This window comes from Amycolatopsis sp. NBC_00438, from assembly GCF_036026695.1.
GTDB lineage: Bacteria > Actinomycetota > Actinomycetes > Mycobacteriales > Pseudonocardiaceae > Amycolatopsis.
The window spans coordinates 6,617,050-6,632,308 of record NZ_CP107923.1 but is presented as its reverse complement, the minus strand read 5'-3'; the positions used below and the strand labels follow the sequence as shown (position 1 = coordinate 6,632,308).

Sequence of the window (15,259 nt, the reverse complement as noted above, 5' to 3'; positions counted from 1 at the left end):
ATGTCGAAAGGTTTCGAGAATCGTTGACACTTCGGCGAAATCGGACCAATACTTCCCGCACCGGACCATCCTCAGCGAGGAGGAAGCATGCGCAGGAAGAGTCGCGTCAAGGTGCTTGTCAGCGGGGTCGCCGTCGCGGTGCTCGCGGCGCTCACGCCGGGTGTCGCCCACGCCGACACCGTCATCACGACCAATCGGACCGGGACCAGCAACGGCTACTATTACTCCTTCTGGACCGACGGCGGTGGCTCCGTTTCGATGACGCTCGGCTCCGGTGGCAACTACCGCACCTCCTGGAGCAACACCGGGAACTTCGTCGCCGGCAAGGGGTGGAGCAACGGGAGCCGCCGGAACGTCGCCTATTCCGGGAGCTTCAACCCCTCCGGCAACGGTTATCTCGCGCTCTACGGCTGGACGTCGAACCCGCTCGTCGAGTACTACATCGTCGACAACTGGGGCACCTACCGGCCGACCGGGACCTACAAGGGCACCGTCACCAGCGACGGCGGCACCTACGACGTCTACCAGACCACGCGGTACAACGCGCCGTCGGTCGAAGGTACCAAGACGTTCAACCAGTACTGGAGCGTCCGGCAGCAGAAGCGGACCGGGGGCACCATCACCACCGGCAACCACTTCGACGCGTGGGCGCGCTACGGCATGCGTCTCGGCAACTTCAGCTACTACATGATCCTCGCGACCGAGGGTTACCAGAGCAGCGGCAACTCGAACCTGACGGTGGGCTGATCATGCGGAAATCCTTGCTGGCCGCGGTCGCGGTCGTGGCCGCGGCGAGCGCGATCGCCGTCGGAGGGCCGGCTCGAGCGGCCGCCTGTTCCGGGTACGTCGGGCTCACCTTCGACGACGGCCCGTCCAACGCCAACACTCCGGCGCTGCTCAACGCGTTGCGGCAGAACGGGTTGCGGGCGACGATGTTCAACGAAGGCCAGTACGCCGCCGCGTACCCGGCCCAGGTGCGGGCGGAGGTGAGTGCCGGGATGTGGGTCGGCAACCACAGCTACACCCACCCGCACCTGATCCAGCAGAGTCAGTCCCAAATGGACTCGGAGGTCTCCCGGACGCAGCAGGCGATCGCGAACGCGGGCGGCGGCACCCCGCGGCTGTTCCGGCCGCCCTACGGCGAAACCAACACCACACTCCGGATGGTCGAAGCGAAGTACGGCCTCACCCAGATCATCTGGGACGTCGATTCGCAGGACTGGAACGGCGCGAGCACGGACGCGATCGTCGCGGCCAACGCCCGGCTCCAGAACGGCCAGATCATCCTGATGCACGAGTGGCCGGCCAACACCCGGGCGGCGATCCCGCGCATCGCGCAGGGCCTGGCCGCCCGCGGCCTGTGCGCGGGGATGATCTCCCCGCAGACCGGCCGCGCGGTGGCCCCGGCCTGACCCGGCGGCGCGGCGGTCCGACGCCGCCGCGCCGTCAGTTCACGTACCACTCGACCCGGACGGCCGTCGCCGAAAGGGTCCGCAGTTCCGCGCACACCTCGTGCGTGACGAGCACACCCGTGCGCCGGCAGAGCCGGGGCACCCCGTCGATCTCGCTCGCCGGCGTGTAACCGTGCGGCACGAGGTAGTCGCGCATCACCTCGGTCGCGCGGTCGCCGGTGGCTTCCAAGAGACCCCAGCACCCGCCGGACCCACAGGCGACGGTCCGCACGACCGTCAGCCGCGACGGCCCTGGCGCAACGCCTTCGTCTCCGGGCGGTGCGTCCTTGTGCAGGAAGAGGATGCCGCCGGCCGCCACGAACCCGATGACCACCATGGTCGGCAGCAGTTCGCTGGGTCGCTGCCGCCCGGCGAGCATCCCGACGGCGCAGACGACGGCCGCGAGGGTGGTGTGGAACCAGTAGACCTCGATCGACGCCGGCACCCACCGCCCGGTCAGGTCGAGGGCCCGCGGCACGACGAACCACGCCAGCAGGACCAGGAGCACCAGTCCGACGATCATTCCGGTCCGCGGTGACTTCGCCAGGACGCACCACACGAGGGTGGGGAGAAGGCCGAAGAGGGCCACAACGGGCTGCTCCCACGAGAAAGCGGCGACGCCGATCGCGGCGACGACCAGCGCGATGCGCCACCAGCGCTGACGCGGCCACGACGGCGCGGTCGTCTGATCGGCTACCTCGGCGTCGGGCACCCGGCGATTATCCCGGTGGGAGCGGCAGTCCCTCACCAAGCACCCGTCGCACGGCCGAACGCAGCCAGCAGTGCCCGCCATCCGCGGAATTCCGGGGGTGCCAAGCCATCCCGATCACCACCGGCGGCAACGGCAACGGCACCTCCAGCAGCCGCAACCCCAGCGCGCGAGCCGCCTCCGTCGTGGGGCCGACTCCGCCCGGCACCAGGCACACCAGGTCCGTCCGCGCCGCCAGCGTCATCGCCGCCAGGTGACTGGGCAGTGCCGCCACCACCCGGCGCCGCAGGCCGGCCTCCGCGAGGGCGGCGTCCGCCGGGCCGGTGAAGCGGCCTCGGCGGCTCACCACCACGTGCGACGCCGCCGCGAAGCGGGCCGGGGTGAGCAGGCCTTCGGTCAGCGGGTGGCCCGCGCGGACTCCGGCCGCCATGCGCAGCGTGACCAGCGGCTCGGTGCGGGTTTCCGGGTCGGCGTGGTCGAGGGCGCCGACCTCCAGGTCGACCTGGCCGTCGCGCAGCGCCGGGCCGCCCTCCAGCTCCTCGGCGCGGAACCGCACCGACACCCCGGGCGCTTCCGTCGCCGCGAGGTCCAGCAGCCCCGGGGCCAGGGCCGCGGCGATGAGGTCGGCCGCCTGGAGGGTGAACGTCCGTTGCAGCGTGAGCGGGTCGACGTCCGCGCCGGGGGAGAGCAGCGCTCCGCAGCGGCGCACGACCGCCGCGACCTCGTCGCGCATCGCCTCCGCGCGGGGTGTGGGCACCATCGCCTGCCCGGCGCGCACCAGCAGCGGGTCGCCCAGCAGCCGCCGCAGCCGGGCGAGGGTGCGGCTCATCGCCGCCGGGGACGTGCGCAGCCGCTCCGCAGCGCGCGTGACGCTGTGTTCGGCCAGCAACGCGTCCAGCGCCACCAGCAGGTTCGCATCGACGTTCACCAGCACCGTTCCGATCTGAGCAACTATCCCGTGCCGACTTTCCCATTGTGGCAATACCGCCGCGCGACGCAAGGTGGGACCAGAACGAACGAAGGAGATCCCGATGTCCACTTACCCCCGCCCCGGCGACCGGCTCGCGGTCGTCAGCCAGAGCGGCCCCACCGTCACCCTGTTCGACGCCGTCACCCACGAGGCCGGCGCCGTCCTGACCGTGCCGGCCGAGCCGCACGAGCTGTGTTTCGACGCCGAACACCGGCTGCTCTACTGCACCAGCGCCTACGTCCGCGGCTACTACGGCGCCCACGACGGCCACAACCACCTGCTCACCGTCATCGACCCGGACGCCGGCGAGATCGTCGAGGTGCTCGACCTGTCACCCGAGCACGGGCCGCACGGCCTGGCCCTCGACCCGGCCCGGCGGCTCCTCTACGTCAGCGTCGAAGCCGGTCCGGCCGGCCCCGGCGGGGTCGTCGTCCTGGACACGACCACGCGCCGCGTGCTGCGCCGCATCGACACCCTCGCGCCCGGCCCGCACTGGTTCGTCATCGACCCGGACGGCGTGCGCGGGTACGCGGCGAACAAGGAAGCGCCGTACGTCACCGTCGTCGAACTGGCCACCGGTGAGCTGCTCGACAAGATCGCCGTGGCCGGCAGCGAGGGCATCGCGGTCAGCCCGGACGGCGCGACCGTCGCGGTGGCCGTGCGGGACGCCGAGCCCGGCGTGGCGCTGATCGACACCCGCAGCGGAAAGATCGTGCGGACCCTGCCCGCCGCCCACGCCGTCATCCCGGTGCACTGGACGGCCACCGGCCTGCTGCTGGCCGGCGAGCAGCACCGCCCGGACGGCCGCCTGTCCGTCTGGAAGGGAGCGTCGCCCGAGGCGCTGGAGCTGGTCGGGACGGCGGAGGTCGGCACGATGCCGCTGACGCTGACGTCGTCCCCCGACGGCGACCGCGCGTACGTCTCGGCGGTGGTCGGTTCCACGGTCACCGTGGTCGACCTGGCGGATCCCGCGGCGCCCACCGTCGTCGGCACGCTCGCCGTGCCGCGCGCCGGCGAGCCGGGCGCGCACGGCCTCGCCTACATCCCGGCCGGCTGAGGGCTGGAACCGGCGGGGCGCATGAGGCAGGGTGGGCGGAACGAGGAGGCGACGATGCCCGATGAGACGTTCACCCTGCCCGGAAGCGTGACCGCGTACCGCTGGGACCCGGAGGGGCCGCCGGTCGCCGTGCTGCAGCTGACCCACGGCATGGGGGAGCACGTGCTCCGCTACGACCGGGTCGCCCGCGCGTTCACCGATCGCGGGTTCGCCGTCTACGGCCAGGACCACCGCGGCCACGGCGCGTCCATCCGGGACACGCCGGGCGACCTCGGGCCGGACGGCTGGCCGGCGCTGGTCGCCGACATCGGCGTGCTCACCGCGCACGTCCGCGCGGAGCGGCCCGGCCTGCCGGTCGTCCTGCTGGCGCACAGCATGGGTTCGTTCGCGGCCCAGCAGTACCTGCTCGAGAACTCCGCGGCCGTCGACGCGGCCGTCCTCACCGGCACGGCCGCGCTCGACGTCCTGGAGCCGGCGCTGGACCTCGACCGGCCGCTGGACCTGGCGGTGTTCAACGCGCCGTTCCAGCCGCCGCGCACGGACTACGACTGGCTCAGCCGCGACGAGTCCGAAGTGGACGCCTACGTCGCGGACCCGTTGTGCGGCTTCGGGATCGACCCGGAGAACACGAGGGCGATGTTCGCCGGCGCCCGCCGGCTGGCGGATCCCGCCGCGGTGGGCGCGATGCGCCCGGACCTGCCGATGTACCTGGCCGTCGGCGAGCAGGACCCGGTCAACGGCAACCTCGCGCTGTTCGACGTCCTCGTGCGGCGCTACCGCGAAGCGGGCATCAAGGACCTGACGACCCGGGTGTACCCGGGCGCCCGGCACGAGATCCTCAACGAGACGAACCGCGCCGAGGTCGTCGCGGAACTCCTGGCGTGGACGGAAAAGGTGCTCTAGAGCCAGTCGTGTTCGCGGGCGTACCGGGCCGCTTCGTGGCGGGTACGGGTCTGGGTCTTCTGCATCGCGTTCGACAGGTAGTTCCGGACCGTGCCCTCCGCGAGGTGGAGCCGGCCCGCGATGTCGGCGACCGAAAACCCTTCGCGGGTCGCGCGCAGGACGTCGATTTCGCGGTCGGTCAGCGGGCAGTCGTCGACGACGGCGAGCGCGGAGACGTCCGGGTCGATCCAGCGTTTGCCCTCGTGCAAGGTCTTGATCACCGAAGTGATGTGCGCCGGTTCCGCCGACTTGCTGACGAACCCCTGGACGCCGAGTTTCAGGGCCTTGCGCAGCACGCCGGGCCGGGCGTGCCGGGTCAGCATGAGGATCACCTGGTCCGGCCGGGCGCGGCGGATCTCGGCGACGGCGCCGAGTCCGTCCACATTGGGCATCTCCAGGTCGATCACGAGCACGTCCGGCTGGTGCTCCAGCGTGGCCTTCACGGCTTCTTCGCCGTCCTCCGCTTCGGCGAGCACGGTGATCTCGCCCTCGAGGGGCAGCAACGCCGCCAGTGCCTTGCGCAGCAACGCCTCGTCGTCGGCGAGGACCACGGTCGTCATCGGACGTCCTCCCGTCGCGGGAAGGCGGCCGCGGTCAGGAACCGGCCGTCCTGCTGCTCCACCTTCAGTTCGCCTCCGTCGTCCGCCAGCCGCTGCCGGAGGGTGGAAAGCCCGTTGAGCTCGGGCAGCCCGCCCTCCTGCGCGCCGTCGTTGACGATGCTGATCCCGGACTCCGTGAGCGTGATCCGCACCTGCTCGGCCTGGGCGTGGCGCAGGATGTTCGTCGTCGTCTCGCGCAGGACCTGGCCGAGCAGCTCGCCCGCGCGCGCGTCGACCTCGGCCTCGCGGTCGACGCGCACGTGGATGCCCGCGGCCTCGAAGAGGTTCTTCGCGTTCTCCAGCTCCGCGGACAGGTTGAGCCGCCGCTGGGCGTAGGCGAGCTCCTTGGTCTGGACGATGGTGTCGCCGACCAGGGTGTGCACTTCCCGCAGCTCCTGCCGTGCGCGGTCGACGTCGCCGACCAGCAGCTTCTCGGCCAGCGCGACCTTCAGTTTCACGACGTGCAGCGTGTGGCCCTGGATGTCGTGCAGGTCGCTGGCGAATCGCATGCGTTCGCGGATGACAGCCAGCTCCGCCTCGCGGTCGCGGGACTGTTCCAGCTCCGCCACCAGGTCGTACAACCGCTGGCTGACGAACGTGAACGCGGTCGACACCACGACGGAGACGGCCGGGATGACGACGTACTGCAGCAGCCGCCCGACGCCGTAGTCGTGGAAGAACAGCGGGTTCGACGCGCCCAGCGCGGCGACCAGCACGGCCAGCCCCAGCAGGGCCGCGATGCGGTGCCGGGGCAGCGGCGGGATGGTGAACGAGCCGACGACGCACAGGCCGTAGAACGAGGAGGAGTCGTCGTTCAGGGCGCCGGCGAGCCAGACCGCCGCCGTGATGGCCACGCAGGGCCGCGCGACGCGGATGAAGTCGCCCGCGGTCCAGCGCTCCGCCGTCGCCAGCGCGGCGATCAGGCCGATGACCTGCAGGACGACGTGCCACCAGGTACGCGCGGTGAGCACCACCAGCAGCACGCCGACGATAGCGAGCGGCGGCACCGTCGTGATGAGGTTGAGCCGGCGCAGCCGTTCCTGCACCGCCCCACCGGTCCAGGTCGCCCGGCGTGCGAGCGTGGTCACCTCCATGTCCCCGAGCGTAACGGCCACGGCGGGCCCCACCAGTGACACCACGTCATGTCCTCGGGTGACGTGGCCACACTGCCGGGCGGGCGCGCACCGCGCTGGAATCGGAGCATGTCCACGACACCAGTCATCGACGTCGATCACCTGAACCTCACCTACGGCGGCTTCCACGCCGTCCGGGACCTCTCGTTCCAGGTCGAACGCGGGGAGCTGTACGCGCTGCTCGGCACGAACGGCGCCGGCAAGACCTCGACCCTCGAGACCGTCGAGGGCCACCGCGCGCCCACCTCGGGCGCCGTGCGGGTGTTCGGGAAGAGCCCGCGCGACCGCGCCGCGGTACGCCCGCGGATGGGGATCATGCTGCAGGAGAGCGGCTTCTCCCCGGACCTGACCGTGCGCGAGTCCGTCCGGCTGATCGGCGGCCTCACCGAGCGGACCGACAGCGTCGAGCGGGTGCTCGGCATCGTCGACCTCACCCGCAAGGCGGGCACGAAGGTGTCCCAGCTCTCCGGCGGCGAGAAGCGGCGGCTGGACTTCGCCACCGCCGTCTACGGGACGCCCGAGCTGATCTTCCTCGACGAGCCCACCACGGGCCTGGACATCCAGTCCCGCGACGCGCTCTGGGACGCCGTCGACCGGCTGCGCGAGGACGGCTCGACCATCGTGCTCACCACGCACTACCTCGAAGAGGCCCAGCAGCGCGCCGACCGCATCGGGCTGATGCACGAGGGCACCTTCCACCGCGAGGGCACCGTCGCCGAGCTGACGCGGACCCTGCCCTCGACCATCCACTTCGCCCTCCCGCCGCACGCGCCGGCGCCGCCGCTGCAGGCCACCCGCGAGCCGGACGGCCGGTTCCTCATCGAGACGTTCGGGCTGCAGAAGGACCTCCACACGGTGCTCGCCTGGGCGCAGGACCACGCCGTGGAACTGCGCGGGCTCGAAGCCGGCCCGACCCGCCTCGACGACGTCTTTCGCGCCATCGGCAACTCCTGAGAAAGGGCCCTTCCCATGCTTTCCATCGCTCGCGGCGAGCTGATCCAGATCTTCCGCAACCGGCTGGTCCTGGTCACCGCCCTGCTCCTGCCGGTCGCGTTCAGCGCGTTCCTCATCAACCAGCACGAACTGTTCACCCAGGCGGGCAGCCTCGGCTACATCGCGGCCCTGGCGCTGTTCTTCGTCGTGGGCATCGGGCTGTACACCACGTCGGTGACCACCCTGGCCTCCCGCCGCCAGAACCTGTTCCTCAAACGCCTGCGCTCCACCGCGGCGGGCGACACCGGCATCCTCGCGGGGTTGCTGCTGCCGATCACCGTGCTCACGCTGGTCCAGATCGCCGTGATCCTGAGCGTGCTCGCGGCGGTCACCGGCAAGCCCGCCGACCCGCTCCTGCTGGTGGTGGCGGTCGTCTCGACGGTGGTCATGATGCTCGCGCTGGGCCTGGCCACAGCCGGCCTGACGAACTCCCCGGAACACGCCCAGGTCACCACGCTGCCGATCAGCGTCGGCGTCATCGCGGTGGCCGGCTGGGTCGGCGCCACCGGCACGGAGAAGCTCACGCTGCTCAAGCGCCTGCTGCCCGGCGGCTCGGCCACCGAGCTGATCCTCAACGCCTGGAACGGCGGCGTCGCCCTGGGCGACTCCCTGATCCTGCTCGCGCCGACGCTGGCCTGGGTGGTCGTCGCGGTCGCGCTGGCCACCCGCCTCTTCCGCTGGGAGCCGCGCCGCTGACGCCGTGCGCGTACACGGTGGACCGACTCGCCGGGGCCGGCTTCGCTTTCTCGCGGGGGAGGGGCGGACCGGGTCCGGCATTCCCGGCCGGTGCCGCCGCGGCGACGTCCGTGGCGGCACCGGCCGTTCGTGGCAGCGTCCTCGCTGGGCCCGGTGGACCACGGCGATCCGGGCCGGTGGCCGTCGATCGGCTCCTCGACGACCGGGTCCGGCGCGTGGTGGCCGCGTACGTCGTCGAAACGGCGGCCCGGGCTCGCAAGCGGTTGCCGGCCGCGGACCTGCCGTGCGTGCCGGGCCACCGGCGTTGCCGTCGCTCGGGAGTTCCGCGGCGGGCCTGGAGTCCTATGAGGACACTCGCGGGAAGCCCCGCACGGCGACCGCCCGCCGGCCGGCGCCGCGCTCCGGGCGCGAGCGGCCGAACGTCCGCGCCGGGCGGACGCCTGATCCCGCGGCTCGCCCGAAGCCGCGCGGCGAACCCGGCTCGCCACTGTTCGTGACGCCGGCCGGCGAGAAGATCTTGCCGGCCCGCCGCTCGCCCGGCCCTTCGTGGCAAAATCGGCGAAGTGCAGATCGGGATGCTGGGACCGTTCGAGGTGCGCACGGACGACGGCGGCACCGCCGAGGTGCCGGGCGCGCGGTTGCGCGGGCTGGTGGTCGCCCTCGCACTCGAACCGGGGCACGTCGTCCCGAAGGCCGCGCTCGTCGACTGGATCTGGGGTGAGCACCCGCCCGCGGAAGCGGCGAACGCCTTGCAACGCTTGGTTTCCCGGCTGCGGAAAGCGCTGCCGGAAGGCTCGGTCGAGGGCCAGCCGGACGGCTACCGGCTGAACGTGGCCCCGGACGCCGTCGACGCCGTGAAGTTCGAACGGCTGGTCGGCCGGGCCCGCACGGAGGGGGATCCGCGGCTGCTGCGCGAGGCCGTCGCGCTGTGGCGGGGCGCGGCCATGCAGGACGTCGGACTGCAGGAGAGCGAAGCGTTCGACGCGGCCGTCACCCGGCTCGAGGCGTTGCGCCTGACCGCCGTCGAGGACCGGTTCGACGCCGAGATCGGGGCCGGCCGCGGTGCCGGCCTCGTCGCGGAACTGACCGATCTCGTGGCCGCGCACCCGGTGCGCGAACGGCTCGTCGCCGCGCTGATGCGGGCCCTCGCCGCGGCCGGTCGTGACACCGAGGCGCTGCTCGTCTACCAGCGCGCGCGGGAAGCCCTGGCCGACGCGCTGGGGGTCGACCCGTCACCGGAGCTGGCCGCCGTGCACGTCGCGCTGCTGCGCGGCGAGCTGGCCCGGCGGGAGGAGCCCCGGCAGACCAACCTGCGCGCCGAGCTGACCAGCTTCGTCGGCAAGGACGACGACGTGGCCACGGTCCGGGAGCTCGTCGCCGGGCACCGGCTCGTCACGCTGATCGGGCCGGGGGGTTCGGGGAAGACCCGGCTGGCCACCGAAACCGCGCGCACGCTGCTCGGCGACCTGCCGGACGGCGCCTGGGTGGTGGAGCTCGCGGCCCTCGGCGCGGGCGGTGACGTCGCGCAGGCGACGCTGTCGGCGCTCCGGCTGCGGGACGCGCTGCTCGCCGAGGCGAGCGACGCGGAGGCGACGGACCGGGTCGTCGCCGCCGTCCGCGAGCGGGATGTGCTGCTGGTCCTGGACAACTGCGAGCACGTGATCGAGTCGGCGGCGGCGTTCGCCCACCGCGTCCTGGGCGAGTGCCGGCGGCTGCGGATCCTCGCGACGAGCCGGGAGCCCCTCGGCATCACCGGCGAGGCCCTCTGGCAGGTCGTGCCGCTGGTCCTGCCCGCGGCCGGCGCCGGACCCGGCGCGATCGAGGCCGCGCCGGCCGTCCGGCTGCTGCGGGACCGGGCCGGCGCGGTGCGCACCGACCTCGGGGGCGACGCCGGCACGTCGTCGACCTTGGCGCGCATCTGCCGGGCGCTGGACGGGATGCCGCTGGCCATCGAACTCGCCGCGGCCCGGCTGCGGACGATGTCGCCCGACCAGCTCGCCCACCGGCTCGACGACCGGTTCCGCCTGCTGACCGGCGGCAGCCGCACCGCGCTGCCGCGGCACCGGACGCTGCGCGCGGTGGTCGACTGGAGCTGGGAGCTGCTGACCGACGCCGAACGGACGGTCCTGCGCCGGCTCGCGGTGTTCTCGGGTGGCGCGAGCCTGGAAGCGGCCGAGCGGGTCTGCGCCGGCGACGCCGTCGAAGCGTGGCAGGTCCTGGAGCTGCTGACCGCGTTGACGGAAAAGTCGCTGGTGGTCACCGGAAGCGACGAGGCGCCGCGCTACCGGATGCTCGGCACGATCAAGGAGTACGCCGGGGAGCGGCTCGCCGAGGCGGGGGAGTCGGAGCGGGCCCGCCACGCGCACCTCGCGTACTTCACCGAACTCGCCGAAACCGCGGAGCCGCACCTTCGCCGCGTGGAGCAGCTGGACTGGCTCGCCACCCTCGGGGCCGAGCACGACAACATCGGCGCCGCGATGCGCGGCGCGCTCGCGGCCGGCGAGGCCCAGGGCGCGATGCGGCTCGCGGCGGGCGCCGCCTGGTACTGGTGGCTCGGCGGGCACAAGCTCGAGAGCAACGAGCTGATCATGGCGGCCACCGCGCTGCCCGGCGAGGTGACCGACGACGTCCGCGCCATGGTGTACGGCTACGCCACGATGTTCCTGAGCTCCGGGCGGGGCGGCAACCAGTACCGGGCGGCGGAGTGGATCCACCGGGCGTACGACTTCACCCTGCGCGGCCGGAGCCGGCATCCGCTGTTCGGGGTCATCGCCGCGCTGGAACGTCTCGTGCGGGCGCCGGAAGCGCCCCTGACCGCGTGGGAACCCCTGCTCGCCGACGAGGATCCGTGGGTCCGCGCGCTCGCCCGGCTGCACCTGGGCAAGATGCGGATCGAGCTCGGCCGGGAGGGGCGGGACGCGGACGTCTACCTCGAGCAGGCCCTCGCCGAGTTCCGCGCGCTCGGTGAGCGGTGGGGGATTTCCTTCGCCCTGATGGAAGTGGCGAACCGCATCGCCACCCGCGGCGAGTTCGTCCGCGCGTGCGAACACTACGAAGACGCGATCGCCGTCGTCACCGAAGTCGGCGCGCTCGACGACGTCGTGCCGATGCGGTCGCGGCAAGCCCAGCTGTACTGGCTGTCGGGTGACGCGGAGGCGAGCGCGGCGGCCATGGCGGAAGCGCAGCGGCACGCGGAACGCGTCGCCTGGCCGAGCGCGCTGGCCGAGCTGGCGCTGGCGAAGTCGGAGCTCGCGCGCTGGAGCGGCGACGCCGGACAGGCCCGCCGGCAGCTCGACGCCGGGACGGCGTTGCTGGGGGACGCCGCCGAGCTGCCCGGCGTCCGCGCGATGACGCAGGACCTGCTCGGCTACCTGGCGGAGGATCTCGGCGCGGCCCGCGAACACCGGGCCGCGGCGCTGCGGGCGGCGTCCGAGGCGGGACACCCGCCCACGATCGCCCAGGCGCTGGTCGGGCTGGCGGACCTGGCGCTGCGCGAAGACCGTCCCGAGCAGGCCGCCCGGCTGCTGGCGGCGAGCGCGGGGGTGCGCGGCCTGCCCGATCGGTCCTGTCCGGACGTGGCCCGGATCGAGCAGGCCGCGCGGGAACGCCTCGGCGGCGAGGGGTACGCCGAGGCGGCGCGCGAGGGCGCGGAGACGGCGTGGAGCGAGCTGGTCACGCCCGTTTCTTGAACGTCGCCCGCGCCCACAGGTACCCGGCGACGGCGATCCCGGCGCACCACGCCAGGGCCGGGATCACGTCGCCCGCGGCCGGGGCGCCGTCGAGCAGCCCCCGCAGGGTTTCGATGATCGGCGTGAACGGCTGGTACTGCGCGAACTGCCGCAGGCCCGGCCCCATCTTCTCGGCCGGGACGATCGCGCTGCTGAAGAACGGCAGCATGACCAGCGGCACGGTGGCCAGGCCCGCCGTCTCCGGGGATTTCGCCGCCAGTCCCAGCGCGACGGTGAACCAGCCGGCCGCGACCCCGAGCAGCACGACGATCCCGAGCACACCGAGCCAGTCGAGCAGGCTCGCCGACGTGCTGAACCCCAGCAGGAACGCCACCCCGACGAGCGCCGCGATGGCGACCAGGTTGGTCAGCAGGCTGGCGACGACGTGCCCGGTCAGCACCGCGCCCCGGGAGACGTCCATGACCTTGAACCGGTTGATGATGCCCTTCGTCATGTCGGAGTTCACCGACGTCGCGGTGGCTCCCAGGCCGTAGCAGACGGCCAGCAGCATCAGCCCCGGCGTCGCGTAGTCCACGTAGTCGACCCCGACGCTGAACGCGTCGCCGAGCATGTAGACGAACATCAGCATGATCACGATCGGCATCAGGACCGCGTTGAACACCGACGTCGGGTTCCGGGCGATGTGCTTGAAGTTGCGGCGCACCATGACCTGGGTGCTCATTCCGGGCTCACCTTCGTGTTGTGGCCCGTCAGGGCGAGGAAGACGTCGTCGAGGTCCGGGGTGTGGACGGAGAAGTCCGCGGCGCCGACCGAGTACTCGTCGAGCCGGTCGAGCAGGGCCCGCAGCGACTTCGTCCCGCCGTCACTGGGCACGCGCAGGGCCAGGGTCTCGTCGTCCCGGGTGGCGCCGGGGAAGATCCGCGCGGCGGCGCCGAGTTCGGCGGTGGTGGTGAACCGGAGCCGGACGTGCGTGCCGGGGAGCCGGCGCTTGAGCTCGTCGGGCGTGCCCTGGGCGACCAGCTCGCCCTGGTCCAGCACCGCGATCCGGTCGGCGAGCTGATCGGCCTCCTCGAGGTACTGGGTGGTGAGGAAGATGGTGACGCCGTCGTCGACCAGCTCGCGGATGATCGTCCACATCGTCCGGCGGCTGCGCGGGTCCAGGCCGGTCGTCGGCTCGTCCAGGAAGATGATCCGCGGGCCGCCGACGAGCGTCATCGCCAGGTCCAGTTTCCGGCGCATGCCCCCGGAGTACGTCGACGCGAGCTTGCCCGCCGGCTCCGCCAGGTCGAACCGGTCCAGCAGCTCCGGGACGATCCGGTCGTCCGCGCGCTTCAGGTCCACCATCAGCTGCAGGTTCTCCCGGCCCGTCAGCAGCTCGTCCACGGCCGCGAACTGGCCGGTGACGCCGATCTGCGCGCGCACCGCCTTCGCCTCGGTCCCGACGTCGTGCCCGCCGACGCGGACCGTCCCGCCGTCGGCCTTCATCAGCGTGGTCAGCACGTTCACCGTGGTGGTCTTGCCCGCGCCGTTCGGGCCGAGCAGGGAGAAGACTGTGCCTTCGGGGACCTCGAAGCCGACGCCGCCGAGCACGACCTTGTCCTTGAACGCCTTGTACAGCCCGGAAACCTCGATCGCCGTCACCGGTCCACCGCCGTCCAGGTGACGGGCAGCTCGTGGACGCCGTAGATGTTCATGTCGGTCCGGAGCTTCACGTCGCCGGCGGGGACGGCGAGTTCCAGCGTCGGGAAACGCCGCAGCAGCGCCTCGAACCCGGCGCGCATCTCGATCCGGGCCAGCTGCTGGCCGAGGCACTGGTGGACGCCGTGGCCGAAGGACAGGTGCCCGCGGGCCGTGCGGTGGACGTCCAGGGTGTCGGGGTGCTCGAACCGCTTCGGGTCGCGGTTGGCCGCCAGCAGCGAGATGACGACCGTCGCCCCCTCGGGGATGGTCTCCCCGCCGAGCTCGAGGTCCTCGGTGGCGTAGCGGAAGAAGATGTCGGCGACGGACAGGTAGCGCAGCAGCTCCTCGACGGCCCCGGGCAGCAGCTCCGGGTCGGCGGCCAGGGCCGCACGCTGCCCGGGGTGCTCCAGCAGCGCGAACGTGCCCAGCGACAGCATGTTGGCGGTGGTCTCGTGGCCGGCGAGCAGCAGCAGGAAGGCGACGCCGGTCAGCTCCTCGACGGTGAGGTCGTCCTGGGCGGCCAGATCGGACAGGATGTCGTCGCCGGGGTCGGCCCGTTTGCGCGTGACCAGTTCGGCGAGGTAGGTGTTGAGCGCGATGTAGGCGCCCATCTTCTGCTCGAACGGCTGCTCCTTGACCATGAACTGGGCGGAGTTCGCCTGGAAGTCCGCGCGGTCGGTGTAGGGGACGCCGAGCAGTTCGCAGATCACCAGCGACGGCACCGGCAGCGCGAACTCCCGGACGAGGTCGATCGGCGGCGTCAGCTTCGCCATCTCGTCCAGCTGCCGCTCGACGACGTCGACGATGTGCCCTTCGAGCTGCTTCATCCGCTTGACGGTGAAGGCGCCGGTCAGCCTTTTCCGCAGCCGGCTGTGGTCGGGTGGGTCCATCGCGATGAACACCCCGGGCAGCTGCGGCGAGGGCTCGGTGACGACGGGCATCCCGGGAGTCTCGTACGGCACGTGCAGGACACCGATGTCCTGCCGCGAGCTGAAGCGCGTATCGGCCATGACCTGGCGGACGGCGTCATAACCGGTGACGAGCCAGCCTTCGTGGCCGTCGGGGAAGAGCAGCGGGCTGACGGGCCGGGTCTCCCGCAGCCGGGTGATGTCGCGGGGCGGGTCGAACGGGCCGGCGTCGCGTTCCATGGGCAGGCCTGGGGTCCGGGTCATCGAAGTGCCTTTCGTGGCGGGCTGGTGAAGCCACGATCACGGGCCGCCCTGACACGCACCTGACACAGCCCTGACACCACCGCGTCAGCCGGCCGGAACCGCCCCGACCAGCACGGCGACCGTCACCGCTGTGTGCCGCCGCGCGGACGCTGCACGACGCTGAGGGCC

Annotated in this window: 14 protein-coding genes; 7 read left to right on the top strand and 7 right to left on the bottom strand. The window is 72.4% G+C overall.

All coding sequences use genetic code 11. From position 1 onward, the window contains the following. Positions 1-87: 87 nt before the first annotated feature. On the top strand, positions 88-747 hold the full coding sequence (locus tag OG494_RS29650; protein WP_328444268.1) for a glycoside hydrolase family 11 protein: 660 nt from the start codon (positions 88-90) through the stop codon (positions 745-747). 2 nt (positions 748-749) lie between these two features. Next, entirely contained in the window at positions 750-1,412 is a 663-nt protein-coding gene (locus tag OG494_RS29645; RefSeq protein WP_328444266.1) for a polysaccharide deacetylase family protein, read from the top strand. Positions 1,413-1,446: 34 nt separating this feature from the next. On the opposite strand, the gene OG494_RS29640 is transcribed toward OG494_RS29645, so the two are convergent. Then, entirely contained in the window at positions 1,447-2,163 is a 717-nt protein-coding gene (locus OG494_RS29640) for a hypothetical protein (RefSeq protein ID WP_328444264.1), read from the bottom strand. 7 nt (positions 2,164-2,170) lie between these two features. After that, complete coding sequence (locus tag OG494_RS29635; protein ID WP_442874505.1) at positions 2,171-3,088, bottom strand: LysR family transcriptional regulator; 918 nt, start codon at positions 3,086-3,088, stop codon at positions 2,171-2,173. A 103-nt stretch (positions 3,089-3,191) separates the two neighbouring features. Between OG494_RS29635 and OG494_RS29630 the strand changes: the two genes are divergently transcribed. Both OG494_RS29630 and OG494_RS29625 read left to right on the top strand, forming a co-directional pair. Next, a complete protein-coding gene (locus tag OG494_RS29630; protein WP_328444260.1) occupies positions 3,192-4,187 on the top strand; it encodes a YncE family protein in 996 nt (331 codons plus the stop codon). A 54-nt stretch (positions 4,188-4,241) separates the two neighbouring features. Then, a complete protein-coding gene (locus OG494_RS29625) occupies positions 4,242-5,090 on the top strand; it encodes an alpha/beta fold hydrolase (RefSeq protein WP_328444258.1) in 849 nt (282 codons plus the stop codon). Here the strand turns inward: OG494_RS29625 and OG494_RS29620 are convergent. Together OG494_RS29620 and OG494_RS29615 are read right to left on the bottom strand one after the other, a co-directional pair. Then, on the bottom strand, positions 5,087-5,689 hold the full coding sequence (locus tag OG494_RS29620; RefSeq protein ID WP_328444256.1) for a response regulator transcription factor: 603 nt from the start codon (positions 5,687-5,689) through the stop codon (positions 5,087-5,089). The genes OG494_RS29625 and OG494_RS29620 overlap by 4 nt on opposite strands. Next, positions 5,686-6,822, bottom strand: coding sequence for a sensor histidine kinase (locus OG494_RS29615; RefSeq protein WP_328444255.1), 1,137 nt, complete (start codon positions 6,820-6,822; stop codon positions 5,686-5,688). Before OG494_RS29615 ends, OG494_RS29620 begins: the two co-directional genes overlap by 4 nt. 108 nt (positions 6,823-6,930) lie before the next feature. On the opposite strand from OG494_RS29615, the gene OG494_RS29610 reads away from it, so the two are divergent. The 3 genes from OG494_RS29610 to OG494_RS29600 all read left to right on the top strand — a co-directional run bounded on the left by OG494_RS29610 (position 6,931) and on the right by OG494_RS29600 (position 12,239). Next, on the top strand, positions 6,931-7,815 hold the full coding sequence (locus OG494_RS29610; RefSeq protein ID WP_328444253.1) for an ABC transporter ATP-binding protein: 885 nt from the start codon (positions 6,931-6,933) through the stop codon (positions 7,813-7,815). A 15-nt stretch (positions 7,816-7,830) separates the two neighbouring features. Further along, on the top strand, positions 7,831-8,550 hold the full coding sequence (locus OG494_RS29605; RefSeq protein WP_328444251.1) for an ABC transporter permease: 720 nt from the start codon (positions 7,831-7,833) through the stop codon (positions 8,548-8,550). A 563-nt stretch (positions 8,551-9,113) separates the two neighbouring features. Further along, positions 9,114-12,239 carry a BTAD domain-containing putative transcriptional regulator gene (locus OG494_RS29600; protein WP_328444249.1) on the top strand — a complete coding sequence of 1,042 codons (3,126 nt, stop codon included), beginning with the start codon at positions 9,114-9,116 and terminating at the stop codon, positions 12,237-12,239. Here the strand turns inward: OG494_RS29600 and OG494_RS29595 are convergent. From OG494_RS29595 to OG494_RS29585, 3 genes are read right to left on the bottom strand one after another with little or no spacing between them, the layout of a single operon-like run. Beyond that, positions 12,223-12,960, bottom strand: a complete 738-nt coding sequence (locus tag OG494_RS29595; RefSeq protein ID WP_328444247.1) for an ABC transporter permease — start codon at positions 12,958-12,960, stop codon at positions 12,223-12,225. The genes OG494_RS29600 and OG494_RS29595 overlap by 17 nt on opposite strands. Then, positions 12,957-13,880: an ATP-binding cassette domain-containing protein gene (locus OG494_RS29590; RefSeq protein WP_328444245.1), complete on the bottom strand. Its 924-nt coding sequence runs from the start codon at positions 13,878-13,880 to the stop codon at positions 12,957-12,959. The genes OG494_RS29595 and OG494_RS29590 overlap by 4 nt, the downstream gene beginning before the upstream one ends. Next, positions 13,877-15,091, bottom strand: coding sequence for a cytochrome P450 (locus OG494_RS29585; RefSeq protein ID WP_328444243.1), 1,215 nt, complete (start codon positions 15,089-15,091; stop codon positions 13,877-13,879). Before OG494_RS29585 ends, OG494_RS29590 begins: the two co-directional genes overlap by 4 nt. Between the last annotated feature and the right edge of the window lie 168 nt (positions 15,092-15,259).

Excerpts from the sequence above, each read along its gene's own strand:
- OG494_RS29605 (WP_328444251.1), top strand. The coding sequence starts at position 7,831 with ATGCTTTCCATCGCTCGCGGCGAGCTGATCCAGATCTTCCGCAACCGG.
- OG494_RS29585 (WP_328444243.1), bottom strand. The coding sequence starts at position 15,091 with ATGACCCGGACCCCAGGCCTGCCCATGGAACGCGACGCCGGCCCGTTC.
- OG494_RS29625 (WP_328444258.1), top strand. The coding sequence starts at position 4,242 with ATGCCCGATGAGACGTTCACCCTGCCCGGAAGCGTGACCGCGTACCGC.
- OG494_RS29650 (WP_328444268.1), top strand. The coding sequence starts at position 88 with ATGCGCAGGAAGAGTCGCGTCAAGGTGCTTGTCAGCGGGGTCGCCGTC.
- OG494_RS29630 (WP_328444260.1), top strand. The coding sequence starts at position 3,192 with ATGTCCACTTACCCCCGCCCCGGCGACCGGCTCGCGGTCGTCAGCCAG.
- OG494_RS29615 (WP_328444255.1), bottom strand. The coding sequence starts at position 6,822 with ATGGAGGTGACCACGCTCGCACGCCGGGCGACCTGGACCGGTGGGGCG.
- OG494_RS29645 (WP_328444266.1), top strand. The coding sequence starts at position 750 with ATGCGGAAATCCTTGCTGGCCGCGGTCGCGGTCGTGGCCGCGGCGAGC.
- OG494_RS29620 (WP_328444256.1), bottom strand. The coding sequence starts at position 5,689 with ATGACGACCGTGGTCCTCGCCGACGACGAGGCGTTGCTGCGCAAGGCA.
- OG494_RS29610 (WP_328444253.1), top strand. The coding sequence starts at position 6,931 with ATGTCCACGACACCAGTCATCGACGTCGATCACCTGAACCTCACCTAC.
- OG494_RS29595 (WP_328444247.1), bottom strand. The coding sequence starts at position 12,960 with ATGAGCACCCAGGTCATGGTGCGCCGCAACTTCAAGCACATCGCCCGG.